General features: G+C 73.1%; 16 protein-coding genes. 5 read left to right on the top strand and 11 right to left on the bottom strand.

The features are described 5' to 3' along the window. Nucleotides 1-45: 45 nt before the first annotated feature. Nucleotides 46-501, top strand: a complete 456-nt coding sequence (locus tag GXP74_RS04180; protein ID WP_225447705.1) for a hypothetical protein — start codon at nt 46-48, stop codon at nt 499-501. Between the two features lie 38 nt (nt 502-539). Here the strand turns inward: GXP74_RS04180 and GXP74_RS04175 are convergent, their stop codons facing one another. The 4 genes from GXP74_RS04175 to GXP74_RS04160 all read right to left on the bottom strand — a co-directional run bounded on the left by GXP74_RS04175 (nt 540) and on the right by GXP74_RS04160 (nt 3,991). After that, on the bottom strand, nt 540-1,232 hold the full coding sequence (locus tag GXP74_RS04175; protein WP_182450063.1) for a demethylmenaquinone methyltransferase: 693 nt from the start codon (nt 1,230-1,232) through the stop codon (nt 540-542). A gap of 100 nt (nt 1,233-1,332) precedes the next feature. Then, on the bottom strand, nt 1,333-1,737 hold the full coding sequence (locus GXP74_RS04170; RefSeq protein ID WP_182450062.1) for a hypothetical protein: 405 nt from the start codon (nt 1,735-1,737) through the stop codon (nt 1,333-1,335). 4 nt (nt 1,738-1,741) lie between these two features. Then, a complete protein-coding gene (gene mqnC / locus GXP74_RS04165; protein ID WP_182450061.1) occupies nt 1,742-2,968 on the bottom strand; it encodes a cyclic dehypoxanthinyl futalosine synthase in 1,227 nt (408 codons plus the stop codon). Between the two features lie 111 nt (nt 2,969-3,079). Continuing rightward, entirely contained in the window at nt 3,080-3,991 is a 912-nt protein-coding gene (locus GXP74_RS04160; RefSeq protein WP_182456132.1) for a menaquinone biosynthetic enzyme MqnA/MqnD family protein, read from the bottom strand. A gap of 289 nt (nt 3,992-4,280) precedes the next feature. Here GXP74_RS04160 and GXP74_RS04155 point away from each other — a divergent pair, with 289 nt between their 5' ends. Continuing rightward, nucleotides 4,281-4,484, top strand: a complete 204-nt coding sequence (locus GXP74_RS04155; RefSeq protein ID WP_182450060.1) for a cold-shock protein — start codon at nt 4,281-4,283, stop codon at nt 4,482-4,484. Between the two features lie 148 nt (nt 4,485-4,632). On the opposite strand, the gene GXP74_RS04150 is transcribed toward GXP74_RS04155, so the two are convergent. Continuing rightward, nucleotides 4,633-4,998, bottom strand: a complete 366-nt coding sequence (locus GXP74_RS04150; protein ID WP_182450059.1) for a hypothetical protein — start codon at nt 4,996-4,998, stop codon at nt 4,633-4,635. A gap of 182 nt (nt 4,999-5,180) precedes the next feature. After that, on the bottom strand, nt 5,181-5,546 hold the full coding sequence (locus GXP74_RS04145; protein WP_182450058.1) for a VOC family protein: 366 nt from the start codon (nt 5,544-5,546) through the stop codon (nt 5,181-5,183). Between the two features lie 87 nt (nt 5,547-5,633). On the opposite strand from GXP74_RS04145, the gene GXP74_RS04140 reads away from it, so the two are divergent. Beyond that, nucleotides 5,634-5,942: a helix-turn-helix transcriptional regulator gene (locus GXP74_RS04140; RefSeq protein WP_182450057.1), complete on the top strand. Its 309-nt coding sequence runs from the start codon at nt 5,634-5,636 to the stop codon at nt 5,940-5,942. Nucleotides 5,943-6,024: 82 nt separating this feature from the next. Next, nucleotides 6,025-6,822, top strand: a complete 798-nt coding sequence (locus tag GXP74_RS04135) for an HAD family hydrolase (protein WP_182450056.1) — start codon at nt 6,025-6,027, stop codon at nt 6,820-6,822. On the opposite strand, the gene GXP74_RS04130 is transcribed toward GXP74_RS04135, so the two are convergent. The 5 genes from GXP74_RS04130 to GXP74_RS04110 form a co-directional block, all read right to left on the bottom strand. After that, nucleotides 6,755-7,222 (bottom strand): DUF4442 domain-containing protein, encoded by a 468-nt coding sequence (locus GXP74_RS04130; RefSeq protein WP_182450055.1) that lies wholly within the window; start codon nt 7,220-7,222, stop codon nt 6,755-6,757. The two genes, GXP74_RS04135 and GXP74_RS04130, sit on opposite strands and share 68 nt — an antisense overlap. 129 nt (nt 7,223-7,351) lie before the next feature. Next, nucleotides 7,352-8,437, bottom strand: coding sequence for a Zn-dependent alcohol dehydrogenase (locus GXP74_RS04125; protein ID WP_182450054.1), 1,086 nt, complete (start codon nt 8,435-8,437; stop codon nt 7,352-7,354). A gap of 87 nt (nt 8,438-8,524) precedes the next feature. Further along, nucleotides 8,525-10,015 (bottom strand): aldehyde dehydrogenase, encoded by a 1,491-nt coding sequence (locus tag GXP74_RS04120; RefSeq protein WP_182450053.1) that lies wholly within the window; start codon nt 10,013-10,015, stop codon nt 8,525-8,527. Between the two features lie 24 nt (nt 10,016-10,039). Further along, on the bottom strand, nt 10,040-11,212 hold the full coding sequence (locus GXP74_RS04115) for an acyl-CoA dehydrogenase family protein (RefSeq protein ID WP_182450052.1): 1,173 nt from the start codon (nt 11,210-11,212) through the stop codon (nt 10,040-10,042). 73 nt (nt 11,213-11,285) lie between these two features. Further along, the gene (locus GXP74_RS04110) at nt 11,286-12,194 is read right to left on the bottom strand and encodes an SDR family oxidoreductase (protein ID WP_182450051.1); all 909 of its coding nucleotides are present in this window, start codon (nt 12,192-12,194) and stop codon (nt 11,286-11,288) included. Between the two features lie 103 nt (nt 12,195-12,297). Here GXP74_RS04110 and GXP74_RS04105 point away from each other — a divergent pair, with 103 nt between their 5' ends. Beyond that, complete coding sequence (locus tag GXP74_RS04105) at nt 12,298-13,236, top strand: cyclase family protein (protein ID WP_182450050.1); 939 nt, start codon at nt 12,298-12,300, stop codon at nt 13,234-13,236. The last annotated feature ends 14 nt before the right edge of the window (nt 13,237-13,250 follow it).

The following is a 13,250-nucleotide window of genomic DNA, read 5'->3' as shown; positions in this document are numbered from 1 at the left end:
GGGCAGTCTAGGAGATGGGCCTACCCTGAGCCCGATCCACCACCGGTGGCGGGCTTGGTGGCGGGCTACTTCAGCTGGGAGGCACGGATGCACATCGGCGTCATGGGACACCGGGGCCTGTCCGACATCACCGAGATGCTGGTGCGCGGCGAGCTGTGGAAGCTGGTCACCGGCTACCAGACCTACGGCCTGGTCGGCGTCAGCCCCCTCGGCGAGGGGCCGGAGACCTGGTTCGCCGAGGCGGTGCTGGAGCACGGGGGCACGCTGGAGGTGCTGGGTGGTCCGGCCTCGCCCCCGGCCGCGCTGCTGCGCCAGGCGCGCGCGGTGCACCGGCTCGCCCCCGGCCTGGACCCGGTCGACTCGCTGCTCGACCTGGTCGACGAACTCGTCGCGGTCTGGGACGGCGAGCCCGGCACCCCCGTCGCCGACGCCGTCGCCGCCGCCGAGTCCCGGGGCATCTACGTGCACACCGTCTGGCCCGCCGGCTCCGCCCGGGCCTGAGCGGGGTCCCTCACCTCCGGACCGCCGCCTCCGGACCGCTACTTCCGGACGCCCCGGTGCAGGGCGACGATGCCGCCGGTGAGGTTGCGCCAGGCGACCGAGGACCAGCCCGCGGACTGCAGCCGGGCGGCCAGCGCGGGCTGGTCGGGCCAGGCGCGGATGGAGTCGGCCAGGTAGACGTAGGCGTCCGGGTTGCTGCTGACCGCGGTGGCGACCGGCGGCAGCGCGCGCATCAGGTACTCGGTGTAGAGGGTGCGCAGCGGGGCCCACACCGGGTGGCTGAACTCGCAGATGACGACCCGGCCACCGGGCTTGGTGACCCGCAGCAGCTCGCGCAGCGCGGCGTCGGTGTCGTGGACGTTGCGCAGCCCGAAGGAGATGGTGACGGCGTCGAACACGGCGTCCGCGAACGGCAGCCGGGTGGCGTCCCCGGCGGTCAGCGGCAGCTCCGGGTGCCGGCGCTTGCCCTCGCGCAGCATGCCCAGCGAGAAGTCGCAGGGCACGACCACGGCCCCGGCCTCGGCGAAGGGCAGCGAGGAGGTGGCGGTACCGGCCGCCAGGTCGAGCACGTACTCGCCGGGCCCGGCGTCGACCGCGCGGGCGACGGCCTTGCGCCAGAGGCGGGTCTGGCCCAGCGAGAGCACGTCGTTGGTGAGGTCGTACTTGGCCGCCACGTCGTCGAACATCGAGGCGACTTCGTGCGGCTGCTTGTCCAGGGAGGCTCGGGTCACGTGCCCATTCTTCACCCAGGCCCCGGGTGGGCCCGCCACCCGGGGTCGGGCGGCGGTTCAGCCGGGACGGTTCAGGCAGGACGGGTTCAGGCAGGACGGTTCAGGCGCGGCGGTGGACCAGGCGTCCGGCCAGCACCGTGGCCAGGCAGCTGCCGTCCTCGGCGATGACCGCGAGGTCGGCCCGGGCGCCGACGGCCAGGACCGGTGGCCGATCCGCCGCGACGAGGCCGTTGCGCCGGGCGGCGGCGCGCAGCTCCGGATCGGCCAGCTGCGCCGGGTGCGCGGCGGTCGCACCGGTGCGCAGCAGGGCGTGCACCCGCTCGCGCGCGCTGGGGGCGTCCGGCAGCGGGCCCTCGTGCAGCCGCCCGGCGCCGAGCACCCCGGCCCAGCGGCGCACCCGGGCCCGCGGGTACGCCGCCTCCAGCTCCGCCGACGGGCCGAGGGCGAGCACCCGCTCGCCCTCGACCGCGACCGCGAGCCCGGGCGTGGCGTGGATGGTGAGCAACGACTCAGTCGACCGAGTTGAGGAGCTTCAGCTCGGTGCGGGCCACGCCCACGCCGCCGCCCTCGATCGCGGTGGAGGCGATGTGCGAGACCACCCGGTCGTCGACCGGGTCGTTCGCCGGGTCCTCGTGGATGACCAGGTGCTCGTAGGTGGTGGCGCGCTGCGCGGGCACGCGTCCGGCCGTGCGGATCAGGTTGATCAGCTCCATCCGGTTGGAGCGGTGCTTGGCCCCGGCCGAGGAGACCACGTTCTCCTCCAGCATGACCGAGCCCAGGTCGTCCGCGCCGTAGTGCAGCGTGAGCTGGCCCATCTCCTTGCCGACGGTCAGCCACGAGCCCTGGATGTGGGCGACGTTGTCCAGGAACAGCCGGGCGATCGCGATCAGCCGCAGGTACTCGAACAGCGTGGCCTGGGTACGGCCCTTGAGGTGGTTGTTCTCGGGCTGGTACGTGTACGGGATGAAGGCGCGGAAGCCGCCGGTGCGGTCCTGCACGTCGCGGATCATGCGCAGGTGCTCGATCCGCTCGGCGTTGGTCTCGCCGGTGCCCATCAGCATGGTGGAGGTGGACTCGACGCCCAGGTTGTGGGCGGTCTCCATGATCTCCAGCCAGCGCTCGCCGGACTCCTTGAGCGGCGCGATGGCCTTGCGGGGGCGCTCGGGCAGCAGCTCCGCGCCGGCGCCCGCGAAGGAGTCGAGCCCGGCGGCGTGGATCCGGCGGATCGCCTCCTCGGCGCTGACCCCGGAGATCCGCGCCATGTGCTCGATCTCGGAGGCCCCGAGCGAGTGGATGACCAGCTGCGGGAAGTCCTTCTTGATCGCCGAGAAGGCCCGCTCGTAGTACTCCACGCCGTAGTCGGGGTGGTGGCCGCCCTGGAACATGATCTGGGTGCCGCCGAGTTCGACGGTCTCCGCGCAGCGGCGCAGGATCTCGTCCAGGTCCCGCGACCAGCCCTTGTCGACGTCCTTGGGCGCGGCGTAGAAGGCGCAGAACTTGCAGGCCGTCACGCAGACGTTGGTGTAGTTGATGTTCCGCTCGATGATGTACGTCGCGATGTGCTCGGTACCGGCGTAGCGGCGGCGGCGCGCGGCGTCGGCCGCCGCGCCCAGGGCGTGCAGGGGGGCGTGCCGGTAGAGGTCGAGCGCCTCTTCCGGGGTGATCCTGCCCCCGGCGGCGGCACGGTCCAGGACGGCCTGGAGATCCGTCTCCTGGGGCTGGGCGGTCTCAGGCACCTCGGCGTCCTCTCAGTCTGCGCTTCGTCCACGGCAACCGGTACAAACGCGGACGTCGTTCAGACTACGCCAGCGCTCCTCGACCGCCCGCGCCCCGTCGGGCCGACGGGCTCAGGCCAGCAGGTCGGGAGCCAGCTCCCGGGTTTCGAGTACCCGCACCTGCTCGGTACTGGCACCGATCCGGCGGGCGAACTCGCGCAGTCCCTCCAGCTGCCGCTCGCCGAAGGAGAAGTCGAGCGCCTCGGCGTAGTAGCGGCGCAGCAGTTCGGCGTCGAAGGTCTCCCAGCGGGCGGTCTGCTCGGCGACCTTGTCCACCTCCGCCATGGACAGGTCCCGCGACTCCAGGAAGGCCCGGTGCACCTCGTGCACGGCCTCCGGCTCGCGCTCCAGGAAGTCCCGGCGGGCGGCCCACACCGCGAAGACGAAGGGCAGGCCGGTCCACTGCTTCCACATGTCGCCCAGGTCGTGCACCTCCAGGCCGAGCCGCGGGGCCTCGTGCAGCGAGGCGCGCAGCGCGGCGTCGCCGATCAGCACCGCCGCGTCGGCCTCCTGCATCATCAGCGACAGGTCCGGCGGGCAGGTGTAGTAGTCCGGCCGGACGCCGTACTGCTCGGCCAGCAGCAGCTGGGCCAGCCGCACCGACGTCCGGCTGGTGGAGCCGAGGGCGACCCGGCGGCCGTCCAGCTGCTCCAGCGGCACCTGGCTGACGATCACGCAGGACAGCACCGGGCCGTCGCTGCCGACGGCGATGTCCGGCATCACCACCAACTGGTCGGCGTTGCGCAGGTACTCGACGCAGGAGATCGGCGAGATGTCGAGGTCGCCGCGGACCAGGGCGTCGTTCAGGTGGTCCGGGGTGTCCTTGGACAGGTCGAGGTCCAGCAGGGCCCCGGTGCGGGCCAGGCCCCAGTAGATGGGGACGCAGTTCAGGAACTGGATGTGGCCCACCCGGGGTCGCCGGAGTCCAGTGTCCTGCGCACGGTCCCGGCCGCTGTACGGATGGGTGTCACGCTCGGTAGGAATGTCCACATCCAGCACAGTAGACCCGTCCGGAGCGGCCTCCGGGCAGCGGCTCCGGCAAGCGGCCGCGGGGTGTGGATCACCCTGGCAGGGCGGGAAACCGCGTGCTAGGGTTTCTACAGTTGCAGTTTGATTTCCCATGCAGTACTCAAGCCTGCGGAGCATGTGACCGCGGGCTTCTGTAGTTTTCAGAGCTTTGTTACACGAAGTACCTGAAGGCGGGGCGATCAGCGCAGCGGACCGGGCGCCACGAGGTGTGGCGTCCATTACGTCCCTCGCAAGGAGAACGGTTATGGCGACCGGAACCGTCAAGTGGTTCAACGCCGAAAAGGGCTTCGGCTTCATCGCCCAGGACGGCGGCGGCCCCGACGTCTTCGTCCACTACTCCGCCATCAACGCCAGCGGCTTCCGCTCGCTGGAGGAGAACCAGCCCGTGCAGTTCGACGTCACGCAGGGCCCGAAGGGTCCGCAGGCCGAGAACGTCACCCCGGTCTGATCTCCACCACTGACCTACGGCTGCTGATCCTCTCCGATCAGATCGCCTGAGTCTCCCCGGTGGCTTCGCCAGCACCGACTCAAGGGGGCCCGCGTCCGCTCGGCGGACGACGGGCCCTCTGCCTGTGCCCGACCCGGCCTTCGGGAGCTCAGTTGCCGATCGGCGCGCAGACCGCGTAGACGGTGAGGGTGTACGACTTCGAGTTGCCGTAGCTGTTCTGGGTGGAGCCGTACCAGCCGTTGCCGTCCGCGGTGGGGGCCGACGCCATCACGAACACCCCGGCGGTGGTGTTGCTGGAGACGCCACCGGTGACGACCGCCTCGCCGCTCGGGCACAGCGCGGTCGCCTTGGCGAAGTCGGTGTGCTTGGTGGTCATGGTCGCGGTGACGATGTGCGTCCCGCCCAGGGGCCCGCCCAGGGTCCTGGTCTCGGCCTGGCTGCTGCTGATCGTGGCGACCGTTCCGGCGGCGGCCAGCAGGGCGGCGGCCGCGATGACGCCGTAAGTCTTCCGCATGGCGTGGGTTCCTTCTCTACGGGTGGTGAACGGACTGGCGTCGCCGACGCTACGGTCCGGCCCCGGGCCGGACGGCGTCGCGCCGCGTGCCACTCCGAGCATTCGCCCGTACGGCAGCGGACCGGCCCCCGATCGGCCCAGGCCCGCCGCCCGCGGTCGCGTGGAGCACGCGACTTGGGGGTTCAGCCGGTCGAACTCCGGGTGTGCTCCACGTATTCGATGACGACTCCGCCCGGGTGCCGAACGGTGATGTTGCGCCCGGTCGGCACCTGGTTCGGCCCGGACAGGACCTCGCCCCCGTGCGCGCCCAGCAGGTCCTGGACGCCGTCCAGGTCGTCGACCAGGACGGTGCTCTGCACCCGCCGGAACGGGGCGAGGGCCTCCTCGGTGCCCGCGACCACCAGGAAGCCGCCGATGCTCGCCACCTCCACACCGCTGTAGGGGAAGCGCAGCCCCGGTTCCTCCAGCCCGGTCAGTTCGCGCAGCGCCGGCAGCGCCCGGTCCAGGTCGCCCACGTACAGCCGGGCCAGCGTGCTCAGTACCTTCATGTCCCGCTCCTCACCCATCATTTCGACTTTCCCGAACTGTTGAACTGATGGTCATACTAGACAGGGGCCTGGATCAGGAGGATGCGAATGCGCGAACTGCCGCAGCCCAAGGCGGAGGACTTCGACCTGGCGACCGTGCTGCACGCGCTGGGCGACCCGGTGCGGCTGGAGCTGCTGCGGCGGCTGGCGGCGGACGGCTGGACCAGTTGCCTGCCGGACGGGATCACCGTGCCCCGGTCCACGCTGTCGAACCACTGGCGGATCCTGCGCGAGGCGGGCATCACCGAGACCCGGATCGACGGCAAGAACCGGCTGATGATCCTGCGTCGGAGCGAACTGGACTCCCGCTTCCCGGGGTTCCTCGACGCGGTGCTGGGCGGGTCGGCCCCCGCCTGATCCCGGCCGCGCGCGGTGCCCCTCTGGTAGCGTCGACAGGCCCGCCGACCAGGCGAGTCGGCGGCCGGGAGGGGGCGGATCCGTGGCCGGAAGGCGTTTGCTGCTGTGGGACTTCGACGGGACGCTGGGGCAGCGCCCCGGGCGGTGGTCGGGCACCGTACTGGAGCTGCTGGACGCCGAGGCGCCGGGGCACGGCTACCGGCGGGAGCAGATATCGGCGGAGCTGAGGACCAGATACCTGTGGGACCAGCCGGACCTCGCCCACCCGCAGCTGTCCGATCCGGACGCCTGGTGGCGGCACATGACCGGAGTGATCGCCGAGGGACTGACCCGGATCGGGATCGGGTCAGCGCAGGCGGCCCACGTCGCCGGGCTGGCCCGGGCACGGTACACCGACCCGGTGCACTGGCAGCTCTACCCGGACACCGTCCCGGCCCTGGCCGAGCTCAGCGAACTGGGCTGGCGGCACGCCGTGCTGTCCAACCACGTACCCGAACTCACGGCGCTGATCACGGCCCTGGGCATCGCGCCGCGCTTCGACGCGATCGTCAACTCGGCGGTGATCGGCTACGAGAAGCCCCATCCGCAGGCCTTCCGGCTGGCGCTGGCCGCCGCCGGGGACCCGGAGCGGGTCTGGATGATCGGCGACAACCCCGTCGCCGACATCGCCGGGGCCCACGCCCTCGGGATCGACGCGGTGCTGGTGCGCACCCCTGATCCGGGCGTGCCGCACCACCTCGCCGACCTCAGCACGCTCCCGGCCCTGATCACCGGGGCGGAGGCGGCCGCCCGAGGGCCGAGGGCCACTCCGGTCACTGCTGCGGGCGCAGCGTCCACAGCACGGTCATCTCGCCGCAGACCGCGCCGTCCTCGCGGGTGAGCGTGACCGCCACCGGGAACTCGGGGCGCCGGCCCGCGTCGAGCTCGGCGACCACCTCCGCCGCCGGGCGGCCGAGTTCGGCGGCGGCGGTGACCGTGCCCCGGGCCAGCTTGCGGTAGGCGATCTCGGCGCTGACGGCCAGCGGCACCGCGCGTCCGAGCTGGTCGCTGAAGGCGGCCAGGACGACCGCGCCGCTCGCGGACTCGGCCAGGGTGAACATCGCCCCGGCGTGCGGACCGGCCAGGTGGTTGTGGAACTCGGGCTGGTCGGGCAGGCGCAGCACCGCGCGCCGGTCGGTGCACTCCAGGAACTCCAGGTTCAGCGTCCGCACCATGGGCACGGTGGCGGCCAGGAGTTCGGCGACGGAGGACGGCTGGTCGGCGGGCGTGGTGCCGGTCATGTGTGGGTTCCTATCGGCCGGGGTGGCGGGCGGCTCTGCCCGGGCCGCAGCCTAACAAGGCACCGGTGATCGTTCCTACTCTTCGGTAGCATCGGTGGTTCCAGCGGGGTCGGCGGCTCCGGAGGCCCCTCAGTGGCTCCCGAAGCTGAGGACGGCGCGGGCCACCCGGGCGTGCTGGGTGTCGTCGGCGGCGCGCTCGAACTCGTCCACCGGGTAGACGGCGGTGACGAGTTCGTCCAGCAGCAGGCGGCCGGAGCGGTAGAGCGCGGCGTAGCGGGGGATGTCGGTCTGCGGCCGGGAGGAGCCGTAGCGGCAGCCCAGCACCGCCTTGTCCAGGAAGAGCTCGGCGGGCCGGAACGAGGCCTCGGCGGTGACCGGCGTCATCCCGAGCAGCACCGCCTGCCCGTGCCGGTCCAGCAGGTCGACGGCCTGGCGGATCAGCGCGGTGCTGCCGACGCACTCGAAGGCGTGGTCGACTCCGGTCGGCAGCAGCGCGCGGACGGCCTCGACGACGGAGTCCACCGCGCGGGCGTCGACGAAGTCGGTGGCGCCGAAGGTCCGGGCGATGCCCTCCTTGGCCGCGACCGCGTCGACGGCCACGATCCGCCCGGCCCCGGCGATCCGCGCGCCCTGGATGACGTTCAGGCCGATCCCGCCGCAGCCGATCACGGCGACGGTGTCGCCGAGGCCGACCCGGGCCCGGTTGAGCGCCGCGCCGACGCCGGTCACCACGGAGCAGCCGATCAGCGCGGCGGAGGTGAACGGGATCTCCGGGTCGATCCGCACCGCCTGGACGGCCTTGACCACGGTGCGTTCGGCGAAGACCGAGGCGGAGGCGAAGTTGTGGAGGGGGGTGCCCGGCGCGCTGTCGCGGGTGAACGGGGTGCCCGGGCGGCCGATGGCCTTGCGGCACATGGTCGGGCGGCCCCGGCCGCATTCGGGGCAGCTGCCGCAGTTGGCGATGGTGGACACGGCGACGTGGTCGCCGGGGGCCACGTGGACCACGCCCTCGCCGACGGCCTCGACGGTGCCCGCGCCCTCGTGGCCGAGCACGACCGGGACCGGGAAGGGGATGGTGCCGTCGATCACCGAGAGGTCGCTGTGGCAGAGTCCGGCCGCCGCGATCCGCACCAGCACCTCACCGGGGCCCGGGTCGCGGACCGTGAGGTCGTCCACCACCTCGGCCGTCCTGCCGTCGAAGACCACGCCTTTCATGCGCGCACCTCTCTCCGTGGGTTCCGTCTCCGTGGGTTCTGTCTCCGCGGGTTCTGTCTCCGCGGGTTCCGCGATCCGCCGGACAGGTCAGGACTGCCAGACCAGGGCCTGGAGTTCGGTGTACGCGTCCAGTGCGTAGGAGCCGCCGTCGCGGCCCAGGCCGCTCTGCTTGAAGCCGCCGAACGGCGTCTCCGCGTGCCGCTGCGCGGTGTTGACCCCGACGCTGCCGCTGCGCAGCCGCCCGGCCAGGGCGTACGCCCGGGCGGTGTCGCCGGAGAACACGTAGTCGTAGAGGCCGAACTCGGTGGAGTTGGCCAGTTCCACCGCCTGCTCCTCGTCGTCGAACGGCAGCACCACCACCACCGGGCCGAAGACCTCCTCCCGGGCGACCGCCATCCCCGGGGTGACCTCGGTCAGCAGCGTCGGCGGCACGTAGAAGCCGGTACCGGGGAGCGGTGCCGCGTCCGCCGCGTGCTCCTTGCGGGTGCCCCCGGCAACCAGGCGCGCGCCCTCGGCCAGCGCGCCGCTGATGTACCCCTCGACCCGGTCCCGGTGCGCGGCGCTGATCAGCGGGCCGACGACGGTGCCCGGCCGCAGCGGGTCGCCGACCGGCAGCGCGGCGGCGTACCGGGCCAGCGCCGCCACCAGCTCCTGGTAGCGGGAGCGGTGGACCAGGGCGCGGGTGGGCGCGGTGCAGATCTGTCCGGAGTGGAACGCCCAGGTGGAGCCGATGGCGGCGACGGCGGTGGGCAGGTCGGCGTCGGCCAGCACCACGGCGGCGCCCTTGCCGCCGAGTTCCAGCAGCAGCCGCTTCATGGTGGCGCCGCCGTCGGCGGCGATCCGGCGGCCGACGGCGGTCGAGCCGGTGAAGCTGATCATGTCGACGTCCGGGGACGCCACCAGCGCGGCGCCGGGGGCGGCTCCGGAGCCGGTCACCACGTTGAAGATCCCGGGCGGGGCCCCGGCCTCCTGGAAGATCTCGCCCAGCCGCAGGCAGGTCAGCGGGTCCTGCGGGGCGGGCTTGGCGACCACGGTGTTGCCGGTGGCCAGCGCGGGCGCGAGCTTCCCGGCGAGGTTGACGATCGGGAAGTTGTACGAGGTGACGCAGCCGACGACGCCCACCGGTCGGCGTACCGCCACGGCGTTGGTGAGCCCGCCCGGGGCCAGCGGCGAGGCGGCGACCGGCTGCGGCGCCAGCGCGGCGGTGCCCGGCTCCCGCGCGCCCCGGGCGTAGCGGCGGAACCGGTCGGCGACCACCGGCAGTTGCATGGACGAGGCCACCCGGAGGGTCGCCCCGGTCTCCGCCTGGAGCAGCGGCACCAGCTCCGCGGCGTGGTCGAGCACCGCGTCGGCGATCCGGTCGAGCAGCGCGGCGCGCTCCGCCGGGCTGGTGCGCGACCAGTCCCGGTGGGCCCGGCGGGCGGCGGCGACGGCGTCCGCGACGTCGGTGGCGGAGGCCTCCGGCGCGTGGCCGACGACCTGTTCGGTGGCCGGGTTGACCACGGGGTAGCTGCCGTCGCCGCCCTCACGCCAGGTGCCGTCGACGAAGAGCTGGTGGGTTGCGGGTGTGCCGGGCATGGCCGGGGCCTCCAGGGGTGGGTGTCAGTCGGTCCGGGCCGGGCGGGGTTCGCGGGGCAGGCCGAGGACCCGCTCGGCGATGAGGTTGCGCTGGATCTGGTCGCTGCCGCCGTAGATGGTGTCGGCCCGGGAGAACAGCAGCGCGTGCTGAGCCTCCGTCAGTTCATAGGTGTCGCTGGCGAACTGGCCCGGGGCGAGGGCCCCGGCCGGGCCCAGGACACGCACCCCGAGTTCGCCGAGCCGCTGGTGCCAGCCGCCCCAGAGCAGCTTCGCCACGGCGGCGGTGCCCGGTTCGGCGGTGCCCAGGGTGCGGAGCGCGTTGCAGCGGATCACCTGGAGGTCGGCCCACTGCCGGGTGAGCTGTTCGCGGACCACCGGGTCGGCGGCGGCCCCGGTGCGCGCCGCCTCGGCCAGCACCACCGCCAACTCGCGGGCGTAGCCGATCTGTCGGCCGAGCATGCCGACCCCGCGTTCGAAGGCGAGCAGCGTCATGGCGACCCGCCAGCCGTCCCCGACCCGCCCGAGCACGTCGTCGGCGCGGGCGTCGTCGAAGAAGACCTCGCTGAACTCCGCCTCGCCGTCGAGCTGTCGGATCGGCCGCACCTCGACCCGTCCGGGCTGGTCCATCGGCAGCAGCAGCAGGCTGAGGCCGTGGTGCCGGTGCGAACCCGGTTCGGTGCGGGCCAGCACGAAGCAGCGGTCGGCCCACCTGGACAGCGAGGTCCACGTCTTCTGCCCGCTGACCAGCCAGCCGTCGCCGTCCCTGCGGGCGCTGGTGCGGACGGCGGCCAGGTCCGAGCCCGCGCCGGGTTCGCTGTAGCCCTGGCACCAGATCTCGGCGCCGGTGGCGATCCCGGGCAGGAACCGCTCCCGCTGGGCCCGGCTGCCGTGGTGCAGCAGGGTCGGCCCGAGCAGGTGCTCGCCGATCACCCCGAGCGGCGCGGGGGCCTGGGCCCGGGCGTACTCCTCGGCCCAGACCACCTGCCGGGTCAGCGATCCCGGCTGCCAGCCGATGCCGATCCAGCCGCCGGAGCCCAACTCGCGTTCCCAGTCCCGGCGTCGCTCGACGGCGAGAGCGGCCCGGGCGGTGCGGCGCAGGTCGGCGAAGGGCGCGTCGGGGCCTTCCAGCCGCTGGGCGAGCCAGTCGCGGGCGCGGGCGCGGAACACCTCGTCCGCGGCGCTGAAGGCGAAGTCCATGCCGTTGCTCCCCTCCGACGTGCTCCGATGTGCGTTGCCCCGGGCGGGTACGGCGCCTCGGGCGGGTACGGCGTCAGGCGTTGGGGCGCTGTTCGGCGGCGGCGGCCCGGGCCAGCTCCGCCAGCCGGTCGAGCATCGGCATCGGGTCGCTGCCGACCGTGCCGGGCAGCGCCTCGGCGATGCGTTCCGGCGTCCAGGAGCCGCCCTCGGCGTACATCGCGCGCAGTTCCCGGGGCTGGGCCCAGACCGCGATCTTGGGCCCGGCGACGGTGTAGACCTGCCCGGTGATCCCGGCGGCCCGCTCGGAGAGCAGGTAGACGACGAGTGCGGCCACGTCCTCCGGCTCGCCGATCTCGGTGAGTTCGATCGGGACGCCCGCCGACATCCGGGTGCGGGCGACCGGCGCCACGCAGTTCGCGGTGACGCCGTACTTGTGCAGGCCCAGCGCGGCGCTGCGGACCAGCGAGATGACACCGCCCTTGGCCGCGCTGTAGTTGGCCTGGCTGACGCTGCCGGTGTGGTTGCCGCTGGTGAAGCCGATCAGTGTGCCGCCGCCCTGGGCGCGCAGCCGCGCGGCGGCGGCCCGGAAGACGGTGAAGGTGCCCTTGAGATGGGTGTCGACCACGCCGTCCCACTCCTGCTCGGACATGTTGAACAGCATCCGCTCGCGCAGGATTCCGGCCACGCAGACCACGCCGTCCAGGCGCCCCCAGGTGTCCACGGCGGTGCGCACCACGCGCTCGCCACCGGCCATGGTCGACACGTCGTCGGCCACCGCCACCGCCTCGCCCCCGGCCGCCTCGATCTCCTTGACCACGGCGGCGGCGACCTCGCTGCTGGGACCGGCCCCGTCGACCGCGACGCCGTAGTCATTGACCACGACCCTGGCCCCCTGGGCGGCGCAGCCGAGCGCGACCGCACGGCCGATGCCCCGGCCGGCGCCGGTCACCGCGATCACCTTGCCCCGCAGGAACTCACCCACGCCGCAGCCCTCCTCAAGTATCTGACGGACCGTTAGATTCTAGGAGCGAAGCAGCCGCAGAGACCATAGCTGAGGCATCGTCAGATTCGAGCAGGAGGCCGCCGTGCCCGCACTCACCGACTTCGAGGCGTTCCGCGACATCGCCAAAAAGGTCAACAACTGGGGCCGCTGGGGCGCCGACGACGAGCTCGGCACCCTCAACCTGATTACCCGTCAGGCCGTGCGGGACGCGGTCGCCACGGTCCGCACCGGCCGCCGGTTCTCGCTGGCGCTGCCGCTCCAGCAGCAGGGCGTGCAGACCGGAATGATCCCCGGGCGGGTCAACCCGCTGCACACCATGGTCGCGCTGAACTGGGAGATGTTCGGCCCCGGCGCCATCGCCACCAGCGACGACGTGGTCACCCTGGGCCTACAGGCGGCCACCCACTGGGACGGCCTCGGCCATGTCAGCCACGGCAACCGGATCTACAACAACCGGCCCGCGAACACCGCCGTCACCGCGCACGAGGGCGCGCTGCACAGCGGTGTCGAGAAGGCCGGGCCGGTGCTCGGCCGGGGCGTCCTGCTGGACGTGGCCCGCGCCCGCGGCCTGCGCCGACTGCCGCCCGGCCACCTGGTCACCACCCAGGACCTGGACGCGGCGCAGGAGTTGGCCCGCACCGAGGTCCGCGCCGGGGACATCGTGCTGGTCCGCACCGGCCAGGTCCAGCTCTACCTGGGCGGCGACCGGGACGGCTACGGCTACCCCTCCCCCGGCCTCTCGCTGCGCACCCCGGAGTGGTTCCACGCCCACGACGTGGCGGCGGTGGCCAACGACACGCTCACCTTCGAGATCTTCCCGCCCGAGATCGACGGCCTCTACCTGCCGGTGCACGCCCTGGACCTGGTGGAGATGGGGATGATGCAGGGGCAGAACTGGAACCTGGAGGAGCTGGCCGAGGACTGCGCGCAGGACGGCCGGTACGCCTTCCTGCTGTCCGCGCCACCGGAGCCGTTCACCGGCGGCGTCGGCTCGCCGGTGGTCCCGGTCGCGGTGAAGTAGCCCCCACCGGCCCC

The sequence above is a fragment of the Streptacidiphilus sp. P02-A3a genome, from assembly GCF_014084105.1.
GTDB lineage: Bacteria > Actinomycetota > Actinomycetes > Streptomycetales > Streptomycetaceae > Streptacidiphilus.
This window is presented reverse-complemented; position numbering and strand designations above follow the sequence as displayed.

Excerpts from the sequence above, each read along its gene's own strand:
- GXP74_RS04155 (WP_182450060.1), top strand. The coding sequence starts at position 4,281 with ATGGCGACCGGAACCGTCAAGTGGTTCAACGCCGAAAAGGGCTTCGGC.
- GXP74_RS04150 (WP_182450059.1), bottom strand. The coding sequence starts at position 4,998 with ATGCGGAAGACTTACGGCGTCATCGCGGCCGCCGCCCTGCTGGCCGCC.
- GXP74_RS04145 (WP_182450058.1), bottom strand. The coding sequence starts at position 5,546 with ATGAAGGTACTGAGCACGCTGGCCCGGCTGTACGTGGGCGACCTGGAC.
- GXP74_RS04140 (WP_182450057.1), top strand. The coding sequence starts at position 5,634 with ATGCGCGAACTGCCGCAGCCCAAGGCGGAGGACTTCGACCTGGCGACC.
- GXP74_RS04130 (WP_182450055.1), bottom strand. The coding sequence starts at position 7,222 with ATGACCGGCACCACGCCCGCCGACCAGCCGTCCTCCGTCGCCGAACTC.
- GXP74_RS04125 (WP_182450054.1), bottom strand. The coding sequence starts at position 8,437 with ATGAAAGGCGTGGTCTTCGACGGCAGGACGGCCGAGGTGGTGGACGAC.
- GXP74_RS04120 (WP_182450053.1), bottom strand. The coding sequence starts at position 10,015 with ATGCCCGGCACACCCGCAACCCACCAGCTCTTCGTCGACGGCACCTGG.
- GXP74_RS04115 (WP_182450052.1), bottom strand. The coding sequence starts at position 11,212 with ATGGACTTCGCCTTCAGCGCCGCGGACGAGGTGTTCCGCGCCCGCGCC.